The sequence below is a fragment of the Mycolicibacterium arenosum genome (assembly GCF_024320865.1).
Lineage (GTDB): Bacteria > Actinomycetota > Actinomycetes > Mycobacteriales > Mycobacteriaceae > Mycobacterium > Mycobacterium arenosum.
This window is the reverse complement of sequence record NZ_JANDBD010000002.1, coordinates 116,454-131,792: the sequence shown is the minus strand read 5'-3', so window position 1 is coordinate 131,792 and position 15,339 is coordinate 116,454. Positions and strand designations below refer to the sequence as shown.

The 15,339-nt window shown below is 66.6% G+C and carries 18 protein-coding genes; 12 read left to right on the top strand and 6 right to left on the bottom strand.

Annotated elements, in window-relative coordinates; translation table 11 throughout:
• Positions 1 to 18: 18 nt before the first annotated feature.
• On the top strand, positions 19 to 633 hold the full coding sequence (locus NM203_RS04365) for a TetR/AcrR family transcriptional regulator (RefSeq protein ID WP_255058458.1): 615 nt from the start codon (positions 19 to 21) through the stop codon (positions 631 to 633).
• Between the two features lie 2 nt (positions 634 to 635).
• On the opposite strand, the gene NM203_RS04360 is transcribed toward NM203_RS04365, so the two are convergent.
• Genes NM203_RS04360 through NM203_RS04340 form a run of 5 tightly spaced genes read right to left on the bottom strand, consistent with a single transcriptional unit; the run spans position 636 to position 5,419 of the window.
• A complete protein-coding gene (locus NM203_RS04360) occupies positions 636 to 1,862 on the bottom strand; it encodes a hypothetical protein (protein WP_255058457.1) in 1,227 nt (408 codons plus the stop codon).
• Positions 1,852 to 2,295 carry a carboxymuconolactone decarboxylase family protein gene (locus NM203_RS04355; protein WP_255058456.1) on the bottom strand — a complete coding sequence of 148 codons (444 nt, stop codon included), beginning with the start codon at positions 2,293 to 2,295 and terminating at the stop codon, positions 1,852 to 1,854. The genes NM203_RS04360 and NM203_RS04355 overlap by 11 nt, the downstream gene beginning before the upstream one ends.
• Before the next feature lie 5 nt (positions 2,296 to 2,300).
• Positions 2,301 to 3,164: an NAD(P)-dependent oxidoreductase gene (locus NM203_RS04350; RefSeq protein ID WP_255058455.1), complete on the bottom strand. Its 864-nt coding sequence runs from the start codon at positions 3,162 to 3,164 to the stop codon at positions 2,301 to 2,303.
• On the bottom strand, positions 3,161 to 3,922 hold the full coding sequence (locus NM203_RS04345) for an SDR family oxidoreductase (protein WP_255058454.1): 762 nt from the start codon (positions 3,920 to 3,922) through the stop codon (positions 3,161 to 3,163). Before NM203_RS04345 ends, NM203_RS04350 begins: the two co-directional genes overlap by 4 nt.
• A gap of 27 nt (positions 3,923 to 3,949) precedes the next feature.
• The gene (locus tag NM203_RS04340; protein WP_255058453.1) at positions 3,950 to 5,419 is read right to left on the bottom strand and encodes an aldehyde dehydrogenase; all 1,470 of its coding nucleotides are present in this window, start codon (positions 5,417 to 5,419) and stop codon (positions 3,950 to 3,952) included.
• 199 nt (positions 5,420 to 5,618) lie between these two features.
• On the opposite strand from NM203_RS04340, the gene NM203_RS04335 reads away from it, so the two are divergent.
• The 11 genes from NM203_RS04335 (at position 5,619) to NM203_RS04285 (ending at position 13,898) form a co-directional block, all read left to right on the top strand.
• Positions 5,619 to 6,206: a TetR family transcriptional regulator gene (locus tag NM203_RS04335; RefSeq protein WP_255058452.1), complete on the top strand. Its 588-nt coding sequence runs from the start codon at positions 5,619 to 5,621 to the stop codon at positions 6,204 to 6,206.
• A gap of 19 nt (positions 6,207 to 6,225) precedes the next feature.
• The gene (locus tag NM203_RS04330; protein ID WP_255058451.1) at positions 6,226 to 7,434 is read left to right on the top strand and encodes a cytochrome P450; all 1,209 of its coding nucleotides are present in this window, start codon (positions 6,226 to 6,228) and stop codon (positions 7,432 to 7,434) included.
• Positions 7,435 to 7,454: 20 nt separating this feature from the next.
• The gene (locus tag NM203_RS04325; protein ID WP_255058450.1) at positions 7,455 to 8,282 is read left to right on the top strand and encodes an SDR family oxidoreductase; all 828 of its coding nucleotides are present in this window, start codon (positions 7,455 to 7,457) and stop codon (positions 8,280 to 8,282) included.
• Positions 8,279 to 9,631 carry a lanosterol 14-alpha demethylase gene (locus tag NM203_RS04320; RefSeq protein ID WP_255058449.1) on the top strand — a complete coding sequence of 451 codons (1,353 nt, stop codon included), beginning with the start codon at positions 8,279 to 8,281 and terminating at the stop codon, positions 9,629 to 9,631. Before NM203_RS04325 ends, NM203_RS04320 begins: the two co-directional genes overlap by 4 nt.
• 7 nt (positions 9,632 to 9,638) lie before the next feature.
• On the top strand, positions 9,639 to 9,848 hold the full coding sequence (locus NM203_RS04315; RefSeq protein WP_255058448.1) for a ferredoxin: 210 nt from the start codon (positions 9,639 to 9,641) through the stop codon (positions 9,846 to 9,848).
• Between the two features lie 2 nt (positions 9,849 to 9,850).
• Positions 9,851 to 10,402 carry a nuclear transport factor 2-like protein gene (locus tag NM203_RS04310; protein WP_255058447.1) on the top strand — a complete coding sequence of 184 codons (552 nt, stop codon included), beginning with the start codon at positions 9,851 to 9,853 and terminating at the stop codon, positions 10,400 to 10,402.
• A gap of 91 nt (positions 10,403 to 10,493) precedes the next feature.
• Positions 10,494 to 11,624, top strand: a complete 1,131-nt coding sequence (locus NM203_RS04305) for an NDMA-dependent alcohol dehydrogenase (RefSeq protein WP_255058446.1) — start codon at positions 10,494 to 10,496, stop codon at positions 11,622 to 11,624.
• Between the two features lie 2 nt (positions 11,625 to 11,626).
• Positions 11,627 to 12,052: a nuclear transport factor 2 family protein gene (locus tag NM203_RS04300; RefSeq protein WP_408633293.1), complete on the top strand. Its 426-nt coding sequence runs from the start codon at positions 11,627 to 11,629 to the stop codon at positions 12,050 to 12,052.
• Entirely contained in the window at positions 12,049 to 12,894 is an 846-nt protein-coding gene (locus NM203_RS04295) for an SDR family NAD(P)-dependent oxidoreductase (protein WP_255059107.1), read from the top strand. Before NM203_RS04300 ends, NM203_RS04295 begins: the two co-directional genes overlap by 4 nt.
• 174 nt (positions 12,895 to 13,068) lie before the next feature.
• Complete coding sequence (locus NM203_RS04290; RefSeq protein ID WP_255058445.1) at positions 13,069 to 13,428, top strand: hypothetical protein; 360 nt, start codon at positions 13,069 to 13,071, stop codon at positions 13,426 to 13,428.
• Between the two features lie 65 nt (positions 13,429 to 13,493).
• The gene (locus NM203_RS04285; protein WP_255058444.1) at positions 13,494 to 13,898 is read left to right on the top strand and encodes an HIT family protein; all 405 of its coding nucleotides are present in this window, start codon (positions 13,494 to 13,496) and stop codon (positions 13,896 to 13,898) included.
• On the opposite strand, the gene NM203_RS04280 is transcribed toward NM203_RS04285, so the two are convergent.
• Entirely contained in the window at positions 13,870 to 15,339 is a 1,470-nt protein-coding gene (locus NM203_RS04280) for a sensor histidine kinase (protein WP_255058443.1), read from the bottom strand. The genes NM203_RS04285 and NM203_RS04280 overlap by 29 nt on opposite strands.

The following is a 15,339-nucleotide window of genomic DNA, read 5'->3' as shown; positions in this document are numbered from 1 at the left end:
CCCGGGTACCATTCGCTGGTGCGCACCCACGGCTGGTCGGGCTCGGCCCCCGCAACCGATGACGAGGCCGTCGTGAGGATCCTGACGGCGGCGGGCAACGTCATCGACGAGCGCGGCGCCGATTTCAGCATCGCCGACGTCGCCCGCACGCTCGGAGTCACCAGGCAGACCGTGTACCGCTACTTCCCGAGCACCGATGCGCTGCTGGTCGCCGCGGCCGTGCACGCCGCCGGCGACTTCCTCGAGCGCATGGCCACCCACATGCAGGGCATCACCGATCCGGTGGACGCGGTGGCGGAGGCCATCGCGACGGCACTCGAGTGGCTGCCCAAGGACAAGCACATCGGCTTGCTGGTGGCGCCGGGACAGGCCGGCGAGCACATCGCGTCGGTGACGTCGGAGGTGGCGCTGCAGTTCGCCAACGCGATGCTGCGCCGTTTCGACGTCGACTGGGGTGCGCTCGGCTACACCGACGCCGATCTCGACGAGTTCGCCGAACACCTGCTGCGCATCATCCAGTCGTTCGTACTCGACCCCGGCCGGCCGCCGCGCAGTCCCACCGAACAGCGCGCCTACCTGCGGCGGTGGGTGGGTTCAGCGGTACTCACCGCGAAGCCCAGCCCGTCGGTCTGACGTCAGACCACGGTCAGCGGCAGCGACTTGCGGTCCTCGAACACCCAGGACGCGCCACCGCTGAACTTGCACACCTCGACCTCCGGCAGCACCTTGGCGGCGGTATCGGTCTCGATGACGCGCACGGTCCAGTCGGTCTCGGTACCGGACACCTCGGCCCGCAGATGCGGGTCCACAGCCTGAACGATCGCCTGCAGCGGGGCGTCGGCCACCGGCGACACCAGCGAGATCCACGACCCGTCCTCGTATGCCGGCGACCTCCGCACGTGCACGAAGTCGGGGTCGACGTCGGCCGACACGTACGCCGCCGGGTTGAGCAGCGGGTGCAGTTCGAGGACTCGCAGCGCGCCCTTCGCGTCACTGGAGAGCTTGAGCGCCCGATGGATCCGCTCCGCGGCGACGCCCGCGATACCGATCAGCTGCTTGGTGCGAATCGACCGCGCGAGTGCCGCGTCGTCCTTGGCGCGCTTCTCGACCGCGATGGTGAACGACTTCACCAGCAGGTGCATCTGAATGCAGACCTCGTCGGCGATCCGGACCAGCGCCGAGTGGGAGAACGCGCCGAAGTCGATGTCGGCGAGCAGCTCACCCGAATAGTCCGCCATCCCTTCGTCATTCGGGTCGATCGCATCGAGCTCGCACGCATGGGCGTTGGTCGCGGCGACGATGTCCATTTCCGGGATGAACGGCACCTCCGGATAGGACTCGTCGATGATGACCGTCCACCGGCAGTGCGGGTGCTGATCCGACGGCGTCCTGGGCGGGCGGTGGATGGGCCGCACCTGAGCCTTGCGGTTGGTGGCCAAGGCGGTGGCGTCGAACGTCGGGTCCTCGATGTCGTGGCACATGCCCTTGACGTAGTCGTCGCCCATCGGCTCGACGTCGAGCAGGGCGCCACAGTGGTTCAGAAAGAACTCGCCGTGCCAGCGATCGTGCACGACGTAGCGGAAGTCCATGAACTGCGGGGGCGCGCCGATGTCCAGCTGCAGCCCCTTGAAGAGCGTGAAGATGTCGACGCCCTCGTACTTCAGCGCCTTCTGCATCCGCCTCGTGTACAGCGGGCTGGACGCCGCCCACTCCTCGATCGCGATCTGAAGCATCTCCGCGCGGCCGAACGACGATATGCACCAGGCCATTCCGGAGCGGTCGATCAGCTGGCCGATCAGCAGTAGCTCCGGCACCAGGGTGGCGAGCTCCTCGCGTGACAGCGCGGCGTACCTACTCGTCATGGACCGAGCCTCCCGAGTGCATCTGCACGGCGGCGTTGACGTTGGCCTTCTTGTCCTCACCCTCGCCGCGTTCGGCCGCCTTCCTGCGCTTCTTGACGACCTTGCTCACCGCGCCGTCGAGCTTCGAGCCCAGCGGGAAGCCGAGGTACTGCGTCAGGAAGACGGCCATCTCCTTGAGTTCCTCACCGGTGAGCTCGTCGTTGTGCAGTGCCGCATTGGCCTGGATCTCGGCGAGGTCGGAGTTGCCGAGTGCGGCGACCGCGGTGAGCGTCATGATGCGCTTGTCCCGCATCGACAGGCCCGGCCGGTTCCAGATGGTCCCGAAGAGGTGGTCCACGGTCAGGTCGAAGAACGGATCGCCCTCGACGTTCGGCATCTCCCAGCCGTAGACCTCGTTCATCTTCTGCAAGCCCTTGCGGCGCAGCTCGTCCATCGGGACTACTCCTTCGTCGTCGACGTGGTGTGGGGCACACCGAGTCCGGCGGCCAGGTCTCGTAGCGCGATCTCCGCAAGGGGAAGTTCCACTCCGGTGGCCTCCCCGAGCGCGAGCGCCAGCGCGAGGTCCTTCTCGGCCAGCCCCCTGGTGTGGACGAACATGTCGTGCACGAAGTGATCCGGCGCCAGGGGTTTCGTGTCGTCGCGAACCATGATCGCGCCGGGACCACCGCTCTGGGCGTCGCTATGGCGCACCACCCGGCCCAGCTTCTGCAGGTCGATGCCCGCGGCCTCGGCGAGCCTGGACGCCTCGCAAGCAGCGGTGAAGCCGATGAAGGTCAGCATGTTGCGCGCGATCTTCATCCGGGTTCCCGCGCCCGGTTCGCCGGCCCGGACGACCATCGAGGCCCACTGCTTGAACACCGGCTTGACGCGCTCGTAGGCCTCGTCGTCGGCTCCGACCATGACAGCCAGCTCACCCTTGTCGGCGGCGCCGGCACCACCACTCACCGGTGCGTCGACGACGTGGATCCCCTTGGGCCGCAATCGGTCGGCCAGTTCGGCTGCGGTATCGGGTTCGATGGTCGAGTGGATCGCGATGACGGTGCCGGGCTCGGCGTGCTCGGCGAGTTCGGCGACGACGTCGCGCACCTGCGCGTCGTTCAGCACGGTGACGCTGATGACGTCCGCCGTGGCGACGTCCGCCACGCTGTCGGCCAGCGAGGCACCGAGTTCCGCCAGCGGTGTCATCGCCTCGGTGCGGACGTCGAAGACCACGAGTCCACCGGGCCAGTCGACCAGCCGCTTGGCCATCGGCAAGCCCTGATTGCCGAGGCCGATATAGCCCAGCTTCACGTGGTCGCTCATCGAATGATCTGTCCGCCGTCGACGTTGAAGATCTGACCGGTCACCCACTTGGCCTGATCGGAGAGCAGGAACAGGCACATCCCGGTCAGATCGTCGACCTCACCCATCCGCGACAGCGGAATGCCCTTCACGATGTCGGCGACCATCTCCTGCGGGGTGGTGGTCCGGTTGGCCTCGGTGTCGATCGGGCCGGGTGCGATGGCGTTGACGCGGATGTTCTGGCCGCCGAGCTCGGTGGCCAACTGCTGGGTCAGGCCGTTGATACCGACCTTCGCGAGTCCGTAGAAGTTCGAGTACAGCCACGCCGCCGTCGACGACTGGTTGACGATCGCTCCACCACCGCGCTTGGCCATCTTGCGGTACACCGCGCGGGTGCAGACCAGCGCGCCGTCCATGTTCACGCTCATGAACTTCTTGTAGTAGTCCCAGTCGACGGTGATGAGGAAGTCCAGCTTCATGCCACCGAAGATCGCCGCGTTGTTCACCAGGTAGTCGATCCCGCCGAACTCCGAAAGCGTCTGCGCTGCCATCTCCTTGGCGGATTCCGGATCGCTGACGTCCACCCGCACAGCGAGGGCGTTGCCGCCCTCACCCTTGATACCGTCGGCGACCTTCTGCGCACCCTCGACGTTGATGTCGGCGACGACGACGGCCGCTCCCTCACGGGCGATCGCCTCGGCGTAGGCCTGGCCGATGCCGCCGCCCGCACCGGTGACGATCGCCACCTTCTCCGTGAACTGATCTCCGTACAGACCCATGTGCTACTCCTTGCGATGTCGTGAAAGCTACTGTGCCGCGGTGGCGATGGCCTTAGTCTCGAGGTACTCCTCGAAACCTGCGAGGCCCATTTCCCGGCCGATGCCGGACTGCTTGTAACCGCCGAAGGGCATGTCCGCCGAGTACCAGACACCACCGTTGACGTTGACCGTGCCGACGCGCATCCGTGCTGCGATGCCGTGCGCCCGCTCCTCGTCGGCCGAGAAGACGGTGCCCGACAGCCCGTACGGCGAGTCGTTCGCGATCCGCACCGCGTCATCATCACCGTCGTGCGCGATGACCGTCAGCACCGGGCCGAAGATCTCCTCGCGCGCCACCTTGGCGTTGTTGTCCAGGCCGGCGATGACCGTCGGCTCGATGAAGAACCCGGTGTCGTGATCCGCGGGACGTCCACCACCACAGGCGAATCGACCGCCTTCGGCGATCGCGGAATCCAGGTAGGCCTGGATGCGATCGCGCTGCAGCGCCGAGATGACGGGACCGCAGATCGTGCCGGGATTCGTCGGGTCGCCGGGCTTCAATCCGGACATCGTCCCGGCGGCGGCGTCGACGGCCTCGTCGTAGCGGGCGCGCGGCACCACCAGACGCGTCGTGATCGCGCAGCCCTGACCGGCGTGCATCGACGCGGTGAAGGCCGCCATCGCACACGCGCCCGCCAGGTCGGCGTCGTCGAGGACCAGGAAGGCGGACTTGCCGCCGAGTTCCAGGAACACCTTCTTCAGCGTCTGCGCACTGTCGGCCATCACGGCACGGCCCGTCCGCGTCGAGCCGGTGAACGACACCATGTCGACACGCGGGTCCTTCGACAGCAGCGCGCCGACGGCGTGGTCGCTGGAGGTGACGATGTTGACGACACCCGGCGGGATGTCGGTGTGCTCGACGATCAACTCGCCGAGAACAGCGGCCGCCCAGGGCGTATCGGGAGCGGGCTTGAGCACCACGGTGTTGCCGGCGGCGAGCGCGGGCCCGATCTTGGCGAGGTTGATCTGGTGCGGGAAGTTCCACGGCGTGATGGCGCCGACGACCCCGATCGCCTCGCGCGCCACCATGCGCTTCGACTTAATGCCCATCGGCGACGCGATGCCTAAATCGGTTGTCCACGAGTAGCTCTCGGCGGTGTCGGCGCCGAAGCTCAGATCCTCGACGGGCCCCTCGAGCTGGGCGGCCGAGGTCAGCATCCGCGGCGCACCGACCTCGGCGATCGTGAGCTCTCGAAGTTCCTCGACGTGATCGCGCATCGCCTGCTGCAACTGCCGGATGCCGCGCACCCGCAGTTCGACGTTGGTCGCCCAGTCGGTGTCGTCGAACGCGTGCCGGGCCGCGCCGATGGCCGCGTCCATATCGGCCGCGCTGGCGTCGGCGGCCACCCCGAGCGTCTCCTCGGTCGCCGGGTTCACCGTGGCGAACGTGCCCCCGCTGCCGGCGACCAGCTTCCCGTCGATGAGCAGACGACTCTCGGCAGAGTCCACTAGCGCCATTCGCACTCCCACGTCTTTCCGTATCCCAGCTTTCTGGACAACTGTCCGGCTGTCTTCGTCCGAACCATAGCCGCCGATCCGTCCCGGCCGCAAGGGCACACCCTCAAAGCTCGCGTGCTCACGCCCACTGATATGCGCTGTACTGGCATTTCCCGGTTCGAACTTGCCCTGCCGTGGGGTCGTCGGATAACTTGGACATGTGTCCAGTGATGCAGTGGTGGCGGTCACAGACGAAACGCCGCGCAACCGCCGCCAGGAGGAGACCTTCCGCAAGGTGCTCACCGCGGGCGTCGAGATGCTGCGCGAGTCGTCGTACGCCGATCTGACGGTGCGTGCGGTCGCGGCACGGGCCAAGGTCGCACCGGCCACGGCGTACACGTACTTCTCCTCCAAGAACCACCTCATCGCCGAGGTGTACTTCGACCTCATCAAGCAGGTGCCCTACTTCACCGACGTCAACGAGCCGATGCCGACGCGCGTCGAACAGGCACTGCGCGCCATGGCGTTGACCGTCGCCGACGAGCCCGAAGTGGCCGCCGCGTGCACGACCGCACTGCTCACCGGGACCGACCCCACGGTGCGGAAAGTCCGTGACCGCATCGGCGCCGAGATCCACCGCCGCATCCGCTCCGCGGCCGGCCCCGACGTCGACCCGCGCGTCGTCTCAGCCCTGGAGATGACGTTCTTCGGCGCGCTGGTGAACGCCGGTAGCGGCGTCTTCACCTACCACCAGATCGCCGACCGACTGACGTACGTCGTCGGGCTCCTCGTCGGAGACGAGCGATGAACAGAAGCCTTGGAGAAACATGACCGTCTCTGACGTCGCACTCGATCCGTACAACTACGACTTCCACGAGGACCCGTACCCGTACTACAAGCGGTTGCGTGACGAGGCCCCGCTGTACCGCAACGAGGAGCTCGGTTTCTGGGCGCTCTCGCGGCACAAGGACGTGCTGGCCGGGTTCCGCAACAGCGTGACGCTGTCGAACAAGTTCGGCGTCTCGCTGGATCCCGCGTCACGCGGACCGCACGCGGCGAAGACCATGAGCTTCCTGGCCATGGACGATCCGGATCACCTGCGCCTGCGGACCCTGGTGTCGAAGGGCTTCACGCCCAGGCGGATTCGCGAGCTCGAACCGCGGGTCACCGAGATCGCACTGAAGCACCTCGACACCATGGTGGAGATGGCCGCATCGGGCGAGACGGTCGACTACGTCGACGAGTTCGCAGGCAAGCTGCCCATGGACGTCATCTCCGAACTGATGGGCGTGCCCGACGCCGACCGCGTGCGGGTGCGCGCCTGGGCCGACGGCGTGATGCACCGCGACGAGGGCGTCACCGACGTCCCCAAGGAGGCCATCGAAGCGTCGATCAACCTGATCGTCTACTACCAGGAGATGGTCGCCGAACGGCGCAGGAAGCCGTCGGACGATCTCACCACCGCGCTGCTGGAAGCCGAGATCGACGGCGACCGGCTCACCGACGACGAAGTGCTCGGTTTCATGTTCCTGATGGTGATCGCAGGCAACGAGACAACCACCAAACTGCTTGCGAACGCGGCGTTCTGGGGCTACAAGAACCCCGACCAGATCGCCCCGCTCTACGACGACGCCAGCCGGATCCCGCTCTGGGTCGAGGAGACCCTGCGCTACGACACGTCGAGCCAGATCCTGGCGCGCACGGTTCAGGGCGAGCTGACGTTCTACGACACCGTGATACCGGATGGCGACGTCCTGCTGCTGCTGCCGGGCTCCGCGCACCGCGACGAGCGCGCCTTCGAGAACCCCGACGACTTCGTCATCGGTCGCGACATCGGGGCGAAACTGCAGAGCTTCGGCAGCGGCGCCCATTTCTGCCTCGGCGCGCACCTGGCCCGCATGGAGGCCAGGGTGGCGCTCGACGAACTCTTCAAGCGCATCCGCGGATACGACGTGGACGAGACCAACTCGGTCCGCGTGCATTCGAGCAACGTCCGCGGGTTCGCCCACCTGCCCATGACCCTCCAGATCCGCTGAAAGGCTCGAAAGGCTTCCGAATGCCCCGTTTCGCCCCGCTCCCCGACCGTCGACCGGCCATCGTCGCCGGCGCCTCCGCCGGTATCGGTGAGGCCACCGCCATTGAGCTCGCGTCGCGCGGCTTCCCCGTCGCCCTCGGCGCCCGTCGCGTCGAGAAGCTCGACGACATCGTCGGCAAGATCAACGCCGAAGGTGGCGAAGCAGTCGGGTTCCACCTCGACGTCACCGACCCCAACTCGGTGAAGTCGTTCGTGGCCAACGCCGTTGACGCGCTCGGCGAGATCGAGATCCTGGTGGCGGGGGCGGGCGACACGTACTTCGGCAAGCTCGCCGACATCACGACGGACGACTTCAACTCCCAGCTGCAGATCCACCTCGTCGGGGCCAATCGGCTGGCCGCGGCCGTGCTGCCGGGGATGCTCGAGCGGCAACGCGGCGACCTCATCTTCGTCGGCTCCGACGTCGCGCTGCGGCAGCGCCCGCACATGGGCGCCTACGGCGCTGCGAAGGCCGCGCTCGTCGCGATGGTCACCAACTTCCAGATGGAACTCGAGGGCACCGGTGTGCGCGCCTCGATCGTCCACCCCGGACCGACGAAGACGTCGATGGGCTGGAGCCTGCCCGCCGAGCTCATCGGTCCCGCGCTGGAGGACTGGGCCAAGTGGGGCCAGGCCCGCCACGACTACTTCCTGCGCGCGTCGGATCTGGCGCGCGCCATCACCTTCGTGGCGGAAACGCCCCGCGGCGGCTTCATCGCCAACATGGAACTTCAGCCCGAAGCTCCCCTGGCGAGCGACCCCGCCGAGCGCCAGAAACTGATCCTGAACGAGGAGAACCTGAACGCATGACAACAGCGATCGTGCCCCGCGTCTCCGGCGGCGAAGAGGAGTACGGCCACCTCGAGGAGTTCCGCACCGACCCGATCGGTCTGATGCACCGGATCCGCGAGGAATGCGGCGACGTCGGCTGGTTCCAACTCGTCGACAAGCAGGTCGTCATGCTGTCGGGGGCGGAGGCCAACGAGTTCTTCTTCCGCTCCAGCGACAACGAGCTCAACCAGGCCGAGGCGTATCCCTTCATGACGCCGATCTTCGGCGAGGGCGTGGTGTTCGACGCCGACCCCGAGCGCCGGGCCGAGATGCTGCACAACACGGCACTGCGCGGCGAGCAGATGAAGGGCCACGCCGCGACCATCGAGAACGAGGTCAAGAAGATCATCGCCGACTGGGGCGACGAGGGCGAGATCGAGCTGCTGGACTTCTTCTCCGAGCTGACGATCTACACGTCGACCGCGTGCCTCATCGGACTGAAGTTCCGTGAGCAGCTCGACAGTCGGTTCGCGCAGTACTACCACCAGCTGGAACGCGGGACCGACCCCCTGTGCTACGTCGACCCCTACCTCGACATCGAGAGCTTCCGCATCCGCGACGAGTCGCGCGTGAAACTCGTTGCCCTGGTGCAGGAGATCATGGATGGTCGAATCGCCAACCCTCCCAAGGGCAAGGAGGATCGCGACCTGCTCGACGTGCTGGTCTCCATCAAGGACGACGAGGGCAATCCCCGCTTCACGGCCAATGAGGTCACCGGGATGTTCATCTCGCTGATGTTCGCGGGTCACCACACCAGCTCGGGCACGTCGTCGTGGACGTTGATCGAACTCATTCGGCACCCCGAGGTGTACGCCGAGGTGCTGACCGAGCTCGAGGAGCTCTACGCGGACGGGCAGGAGGTCAGTTTCCATGCGCTGCGGCAGATTCCGAAGCTGGACAACGTCGTCAAGGAGACGTTGCGGCTACACCCGCCGCTGATCATCCTGATGCGAGTCGCCCAGGACGAGTTAGAGGTTCAGGGCTTCCCGATCCACAAGGGCGACTTCGTCGCAGCGTCACCGGCGATCTCGAACCGAATCCCGGAGGACTTTCCCGACCCGGACGCCTTCAACCCCGACCGCTACCTGAAGCCGCGACAGGAGGACCTGGCCAACCGGTGGACGTGGATCCCCTTCGGTGCGGGCAAGCACCGCTGCGTCGGAGCGGCGTTCGCACAGATGCAGATCAAGGCGATCTTCTCGGTGTTGTTGCGCGAGTACGACTTCGAAATGGCGCAGCCGGCCGAGAGCTACCACAACGACCACTCCAAGATGGTCGTGCAGCTGGCCCAGCCCGCGAAGGTGCGCTACCGCAAGCGGGCGAAGTAGCCACCCCATGGGCTGCTACCGCGTGCTCCTCGACGAGGATCTGTGCCAGGGTCACGCCATGTGCGAACTGGAGGCCCCCGACGTGTTCTCGGTGCCGAAGCGCGGTGTCGTCGAGATCCTCGATTCGGAACCACCCGACGACATCCGCGAGGACGTCGAGCGGGCGATCGAAATGTGCCCTACCCAAGCGATTTCCATCAAGAACAAAGGAGACTGACTGTGCCCGATTCAAAGGTGAACCGTGACGCTCTAGAGGACTGGGTCCAGCGCTGGCTGAAGGCCAACCAGGACGCTGAGAAGGCCGGCGACTGGAAGGGACTCGCCGACTTCTACACCGAGGACGCGACCTACGGCTGGAACATCGGGCCGAAGGAAGACGTCATGTGCATGAACCGTGACGAGATCCGCGACGTCGCACTCGGTTTGGAGATGGAGGGCCTCGAGAACTGGGTGTACGAGTACCAGAAGACGCTCATCGACGAGAAGCAGAACGAGATCGTCGGGTTCTGGAAGCAGATCGCCAAGAAGTCCGACGGCACCCGCGACGAGATCTACGGCATCGGCGGCAGCTGGTTCCGGCTGAACGACGATCTGCTGATCGAGTGGCAGCGCGACTTCTTCGACTTCGGCCACGTGCAGAAGGCGTTCATCAAGCTCATCGAGTCCGGCGACCTCACCCCGACGATGCAGAAGCGGATCGAACGCAGCGTCGCGGGCGAGAAGCTACCCGGCTACTACCCCCTCGGTCAGGCCCCGGTCCCGATCTGGTGATCTCCACCAAGCGGTTGCTTGGGGTGGCTGTGACGTACTTAACTAGAGGTTCTAGTCTGGGCTCACTGGTTCTAGTTGAAAGCAGGTTGCGATGAAGACAAAAGGCGCTCTCATCTGGGAGTTCAACAAGCCGTGGTCGATCGAGGAGATCGAGATCGGTGAACCCGTCAAGGACGAGGTCAAGATCCAGATGGAAGCGTCGGGCATGTGCCACTCCGACCACCATCTTGTAACAGGTGACATTCCGATGGCCGGCTTCCCGGTGCTGGGCGGCCACGAGGGTGCGGGCATCGTCACCGAGGTCGGCCCCGGTGTCGACGACATCGCCGTGGGCGACCACGTCGTGCTCTCGTTCATCCCGTCGTGTGGCGCGTGCCCGTCGTGTCAGGCCGGTCTGCGCAACCTCTGCGATCTGGGTGCCGGTCTCCTCGGCGGCCAAGCCGTCTCCGACGGCACGCATCGCATCCACGCGTCCAACGGTCAGCCCGTCTTCCCCATGACGTTGCTGGGCACCTTCAGCCCGTACATGGTCGTGCACAAGAGCTCCGTCGTGAAGATCGATCCGTCCATCCCGTTCGAGGTGGCCTGCCTGGTGGGCTGCGGCGTGACGACCGGCTACGGCTCCGCCGTGAAGGCGGGCAACATCCGGCCCGGTGACGACGTCGCCGTGGTGGGTGTCGGCGGTGTCGGCATGTCGGCGGTGCAGGGCGCGGTGAACGCCGGTGCCCGCCACATCTTCGTCATCGAGCCGGTCGAGTGGAAGCGCGACGCCGCCCTGAAGTTCGGTGCGACGCACGCCTATCCGGACACCGACGCCGCGTTCGCAGGGATGGCCGAGGCCACCCACGGCCTGATGGCCAAGCAGGTGATCGTGACGGTCGGCGAGCTCAAGGGCAAGGACGTCGACACGTACGTCAACCTGACCGCCAAGGGCGGCACCACGGTCGTCACTGCCATCGGCAGCCTGCTCGACACCAACGTCACGCTGAACCTCGCGATGCTGACGCTGATGCAGAAGAACCTGCAGGGCACCATCTTCGGCGGCGGCAACCCGCACTTCGACATCCCGCAGCTGCTGTCGATGTACAAGGCCGGCAAGCTCAACCTGGACGACATGATCACCCGGCAGTACCAGCTGGAGCAGATCAACGACGGGTACGCGGACATGCTGGAGGGCCGCAACATCCGCGGTGTCATCCGGTACACCGACGCGGACCGCTGATCGTGACGACGGTCGAGAAAACGCCCGTCGTCGAGGCATCCGAATCGTCTTGGCGCTGCGTGCAATCGGGTGACCGGGAGGGCTGGCTAGCCCTGATGGCCGACGACGTCGTGGTCGAGGACCCGATCGGTGAGGCCGTCACCAACCCCGACGGCACCGGGGTTCGCGGCAAGGAGGCGCTCGCGGCCTTCTACGACGCCAACATCGGCCCGAACCAGCTCACGGTCACCCGTGAGGAGACGTTCCCGTCGAGCTCGCCGACGGAGATCGCCTACATCCTGGTGCTGCACACCAAGTTCCCGAACGGCTTCACCACGACGGTGCGCGGCGTGTTCACGTACAAGGTGAACGACGCGGGGCTCATCACGAACCTGCGCGGCTACTGGAACATGGACGCGATGGCGTTCGGACAGGAAGACCCGAGCTGAACGGAGCGGTAGTCGTCGGCGGCTCGCGGGGCATCGGCCTCGCGGTCGCCGAACTACTCGCCGCGCAAGGGTACGGAGTAGTGGTCAACGGCCGCGACCCCGATGTCGTCGCCAACGCTGTCGGCGGCATCCGGGGCGCGGCCGTCGGCTTCTCCGGCTCGCCGTCGGATCCCGAGGTCGCCGATGCGCTGATCGAGCGCTGCGTCTCCGAGTTCGGTGGGATCGATGCTCTGGTCAACTGCGCGGGCACTGGTGCCCTTGGCGCTGAGTCGATCCTCAATGTGACGAGCGAGCTGTTTCGGGATCTGCTCGACGCGCATCTGCTGACGACGTTCGAGACCTGCCGCGCCGCGGCCCCTCACATGGTGGCCGCCGGCGGCGGGGCGATCGTCAACACCAGTTCCTTTGCGTTCCTTGGCGATTACGGCGGCACCGGCTATCCCGCGGGTAAGGGTGGCGTCAACGGGCTGACCCTGGCCATCGCCGCCGAACTGCGCGAGCACGGCGTACGGGCCAACGTCGTCTGCCCCGGCGCACGCACCCGACTGTCCGAGGGTGCCGACTACGAGGCCCACATCGCCGAGCTCAATCGGCGCGGGCTGCTCGACGACGTCAGCATGGCCGGCGCGCTCGACGCGTCCCCGCCGGAGTACGTCGCGCCCACCTACGCGTATCTGGTCAGCGATCTCGCGAAGGACGTCACCGGCCAGATCTTCATCGCCGCAGGTGGTTTCGTCGGCCGCTTCGACCGCCAAACCCCGGCGATCGTCACTTACCGCGATCACCACGAATCGCCCCCGTGGACCGTGGAGGAGCTGCACGGCTTCGTGCACAGGGGCTGAAATTGGTGCGAAGTCGGCCTGGCAAGCGCCCATAGGCTGGTGTCGTGGGCGGTATCTGGAAGCAGCCGCAGTTGAGGACAGAACCAGACGATCTGGACGACGAACAGCTGCGTCGATGCGCCATCCGCAATCGTGAAGGATTGCGGAGCTTGGGCTACTGACGGCATTCATCCCATGACCGGAAGCCCCAGTTGGCGCGGGCTCACAGTAGACGAATCCGCGATTGTCACCGCATTCGTCTCGCGTACCGAAGTGCCGGGCTGGCAACAGATAGTCGAGAAGCTCGACGGCGCCCGCGTCAGACAAGCAGCGCCGTGGATCCTCGACATCGACCTCGGGGCCGGGCCCAGAATCGACGTGCCGAACGGCCCCCTCCCCGGTCGCGCCTATGTGCAGAGTGAGGCCGCGTACCAGGGCGAGATCATCGTGTGGATTGCCGACGGGCATGTGTGCGGGCTCGAGTACGCGTGGGTTACCGACGCCCCGCCTTCGCGATGGCCGCATCCCGACGAGATGGAAATCGTGCGCGGTTAATCCGTGCGTTATCGCCACGCAACTCGGCGCGAAGGCACCGGAGAGCCGTCTGGCATGCTCGATCCATGGCCTCCGTCTTCACCATGATCATCAATCGGGAGATTCCGGGACGTTTCGTCTACGAGGACGACGACGTCGTCGCGTTCCTGACCATCGAACCGATGACGCAGGGCCACACGCTGGTGGTGCCGCGCGCGGAGATCGACAACTGGCAGGACATCGAGCCGCCCGTGTTCGCTAACGTGATGGCCGTTGCACAGCGCATCGGTAAGGCGGTCTGCAAGGCCTTCGACACCGAACGCTCGGGCGTCATCATCGCCGGCCTCGAGGTGCCGCACCTGCACGTGCACGTCTTCCCGGCGCGCAACCTGTCCGACTTCGGCTTCGCCAACGTCGATCGCAATCCGTCGCCCGAGTCGCTCGACGAGGCTCAGGCGAAGATCAAAGCGGCGCTGGCAGAGCTGGATTAGCGTCGACGGGCGGCGCGGGCGTCTCGGCGTCGGCGATCCGTGGTAGATGCACGGTGAACCGGCAGCCCTGCCCGAGCGCGGTGGTGACGGTGACCTTGCCGCCGTGTGCGTACACCAGGGAGTCGACGATCGACAGGCCGAGCCCGGTGCCACCGCTGGCACGTGCCCGCGACGAGTCGGCGCGGTAGAACCGCTCGAACACCCGCTGCGCGTCGTCGGCGCTCATGCCCGGTCCCTCGTCGGCCACCTCGAGCAGCGCATCGTCGCCGTCGGTGCCGACGCGCACCGCGATCCCCGCCGTCTCCGGCGTGTGCTGTAGCGCGTTGGCGACGAGGTTGCCGAGCACCTGACGCAGCCGGGCCTCGTCGCCGAGAACCTCGGGAGTGCCAGGGCCGTCCACGACGTCCATCGTGATCGTGCGCTTCGGGGCGATCGACTGCGCGTCGTGCACGGCATCGCTCGCCAGCGACAGCAGGTCGACGCGATGGCGTTCGAGCGGGCGCTGCGCGTCGAGGCGTGCGAGTAGCAGGAGGTCCTCGACCAGCAGGCCCATCCGCCGGGACTCGCTCTCGATGCGGCTCATCAGCATCTCGACGTCACGGGCGGCGCCCTGCCGGTACAACTCGGCGAACCCGCGGATGGTGGTCAGCGGCGTGCGCAGCTCGTGGCTCGCATCCGTGATGAACCGTCGCATGCGGTCCTCCGACGTGCGCGCCTGCTCGGCGGACGCCTGCGACGACGCAACGGCGCGCTGGATCTGCGCCAGCATTCCGTTGAGTGCCAACGAGAGTCGGCCCACCTCGGTGCGAGAGTCGCGCTGCGGAATGCGTCGGTCGAGCTGCCCGGACGCGATGGCGGCGGCGGTCTGCTCGACTTCGTCGAGTGGACGGAGGCTGCGGTGCACCACGGCGTAGCCGGCGATCCCGATGACCAGCAGCACCACGGCCCCGATCCCGACCTGCGACCACGTCAGGGCTCGCATGGTCGATGACACGTCGGACAGATCGATGGCCACGGTGGTGAGCTCACCTCGTACGCCCCGGACCGTCATGGCGCGCCACTGCACGTCGGAGTGCTCGATGGATCCAACGGTAACCGGGACGGGGCCGACGTCGTTGTCATCCGGGAGCGCGGGTTCGGCCTCGCGGTCGTTGACGGCCATCCACGTGCGGCCGTCGGGGTCGACCCCTCGGACGTAGAAGTTGGACGGCGGGCGGGCGGGGTTGGGTCCTTCGAGCGGGGTCTCCGGCATGCGTCGCGGTGCCTGCGCCCAGCTGCGGGATGCGTCGAGCAGCGTCTGGTCGACGCGGTTGACCAGGCTGTGCCGCATGATCGAGGTCACCGCGATCCCCGAAGCCAACAGGCCCAGGGCCACCAGAACCAGGGTCGCGGCTACCAGCCCGACCCGCAGGGGCACACCCTGACCGCGAATTCCCGCCAT

Coding starts and splice junctions, on each gene's coding strand:
- NM203_RS04285 (WP_255058444.1), top strand. CDS start 13,494: ATGGCCTCCGTCTTCACCATGATCATCAATCGGGAGATTCCGGGACGT.
- NM203_RS04360 (WP_255058457.1), bottom strand. CDS start 1,862: ATGACGAGTAGGTACGCCGCGCTGTCACGCGAGGAGCTCGCCACCCTG.
- NM203_RS04290 (WP_255058445.1), top strand. CDS start 13,069: ATGACCGGAAGCCCCAGTTGGCGCGGGCTCACAGTAGACGAATCCGCG.
- NM203_RS04355 (WP_255058456.1), bottom strand. CDS start 2,295: ATGGACGAGCTGCGCCGCAAGGGCTTGCAGAAGATGAACGAGGTCTAC.
- NM203_RS04325 (WP_255058450.1), top strand. CDS start 7,455: ATGCCCCGTTTCGCCCCGCTCCCCGACCGTCGACCGGCCATCGTCGCC.
- NM203_RS04350 (WP_255058455.1), bottom strand. CDS start 3,164: ATGAGCGACCACGTGAAGCTGGGCTATATCGGCCTCGGCAATCAGGGC.
- NM203_RS04340 (WP_255058453.1), bottom strand. CDS start 5,419: ATGGCGCTAGTGGACTCTGCCGAGAGTCGTCTGCTCATCGACGGGAAG.
- NM203_RS04320 (WP_255058449.1), top strand. CDS start 8,279: ATGACAACAGCGATCGTGCCCCGCGTCTCCGGCGGCGAAGAGGAGTAC.
- NM203_RS04315 (WP_255058448.1), top strand. CDS start 9,639: ATGGGCTGCTACCGCGTGCTCCTCGACGAGGATCTGTGCCAGGGTCAC.
- NM203_RS04330 (WP_255058451.1), top strand. CDS start 6,226: ATGACCGTCTCTGACGTCGCACTCGATCCGTACAACTACGACTTCCAC.
- NM203_RS04305 (WP_255058446.1), top strand. CDS start 10,494: ATGAAGACAAAAGGCGCTCTCATCTGGGAGTTCAACAAGCCGTGGTCG.
- NM203_RS04280 (WP_255058443.1), bottom strand. CDS start 15,339: ATGGCGGGAATTCGCGGTCAGGGTGTGCCCCTGCGGGTCGGGCTGGTA.
- NM203_RS04345 (WP_255058454.1), bottom strand. CDS start 3,922: ATGGGTCTGTACGGAGATCAGTTCACGGAGAAGGTGGCGATCGTCACC.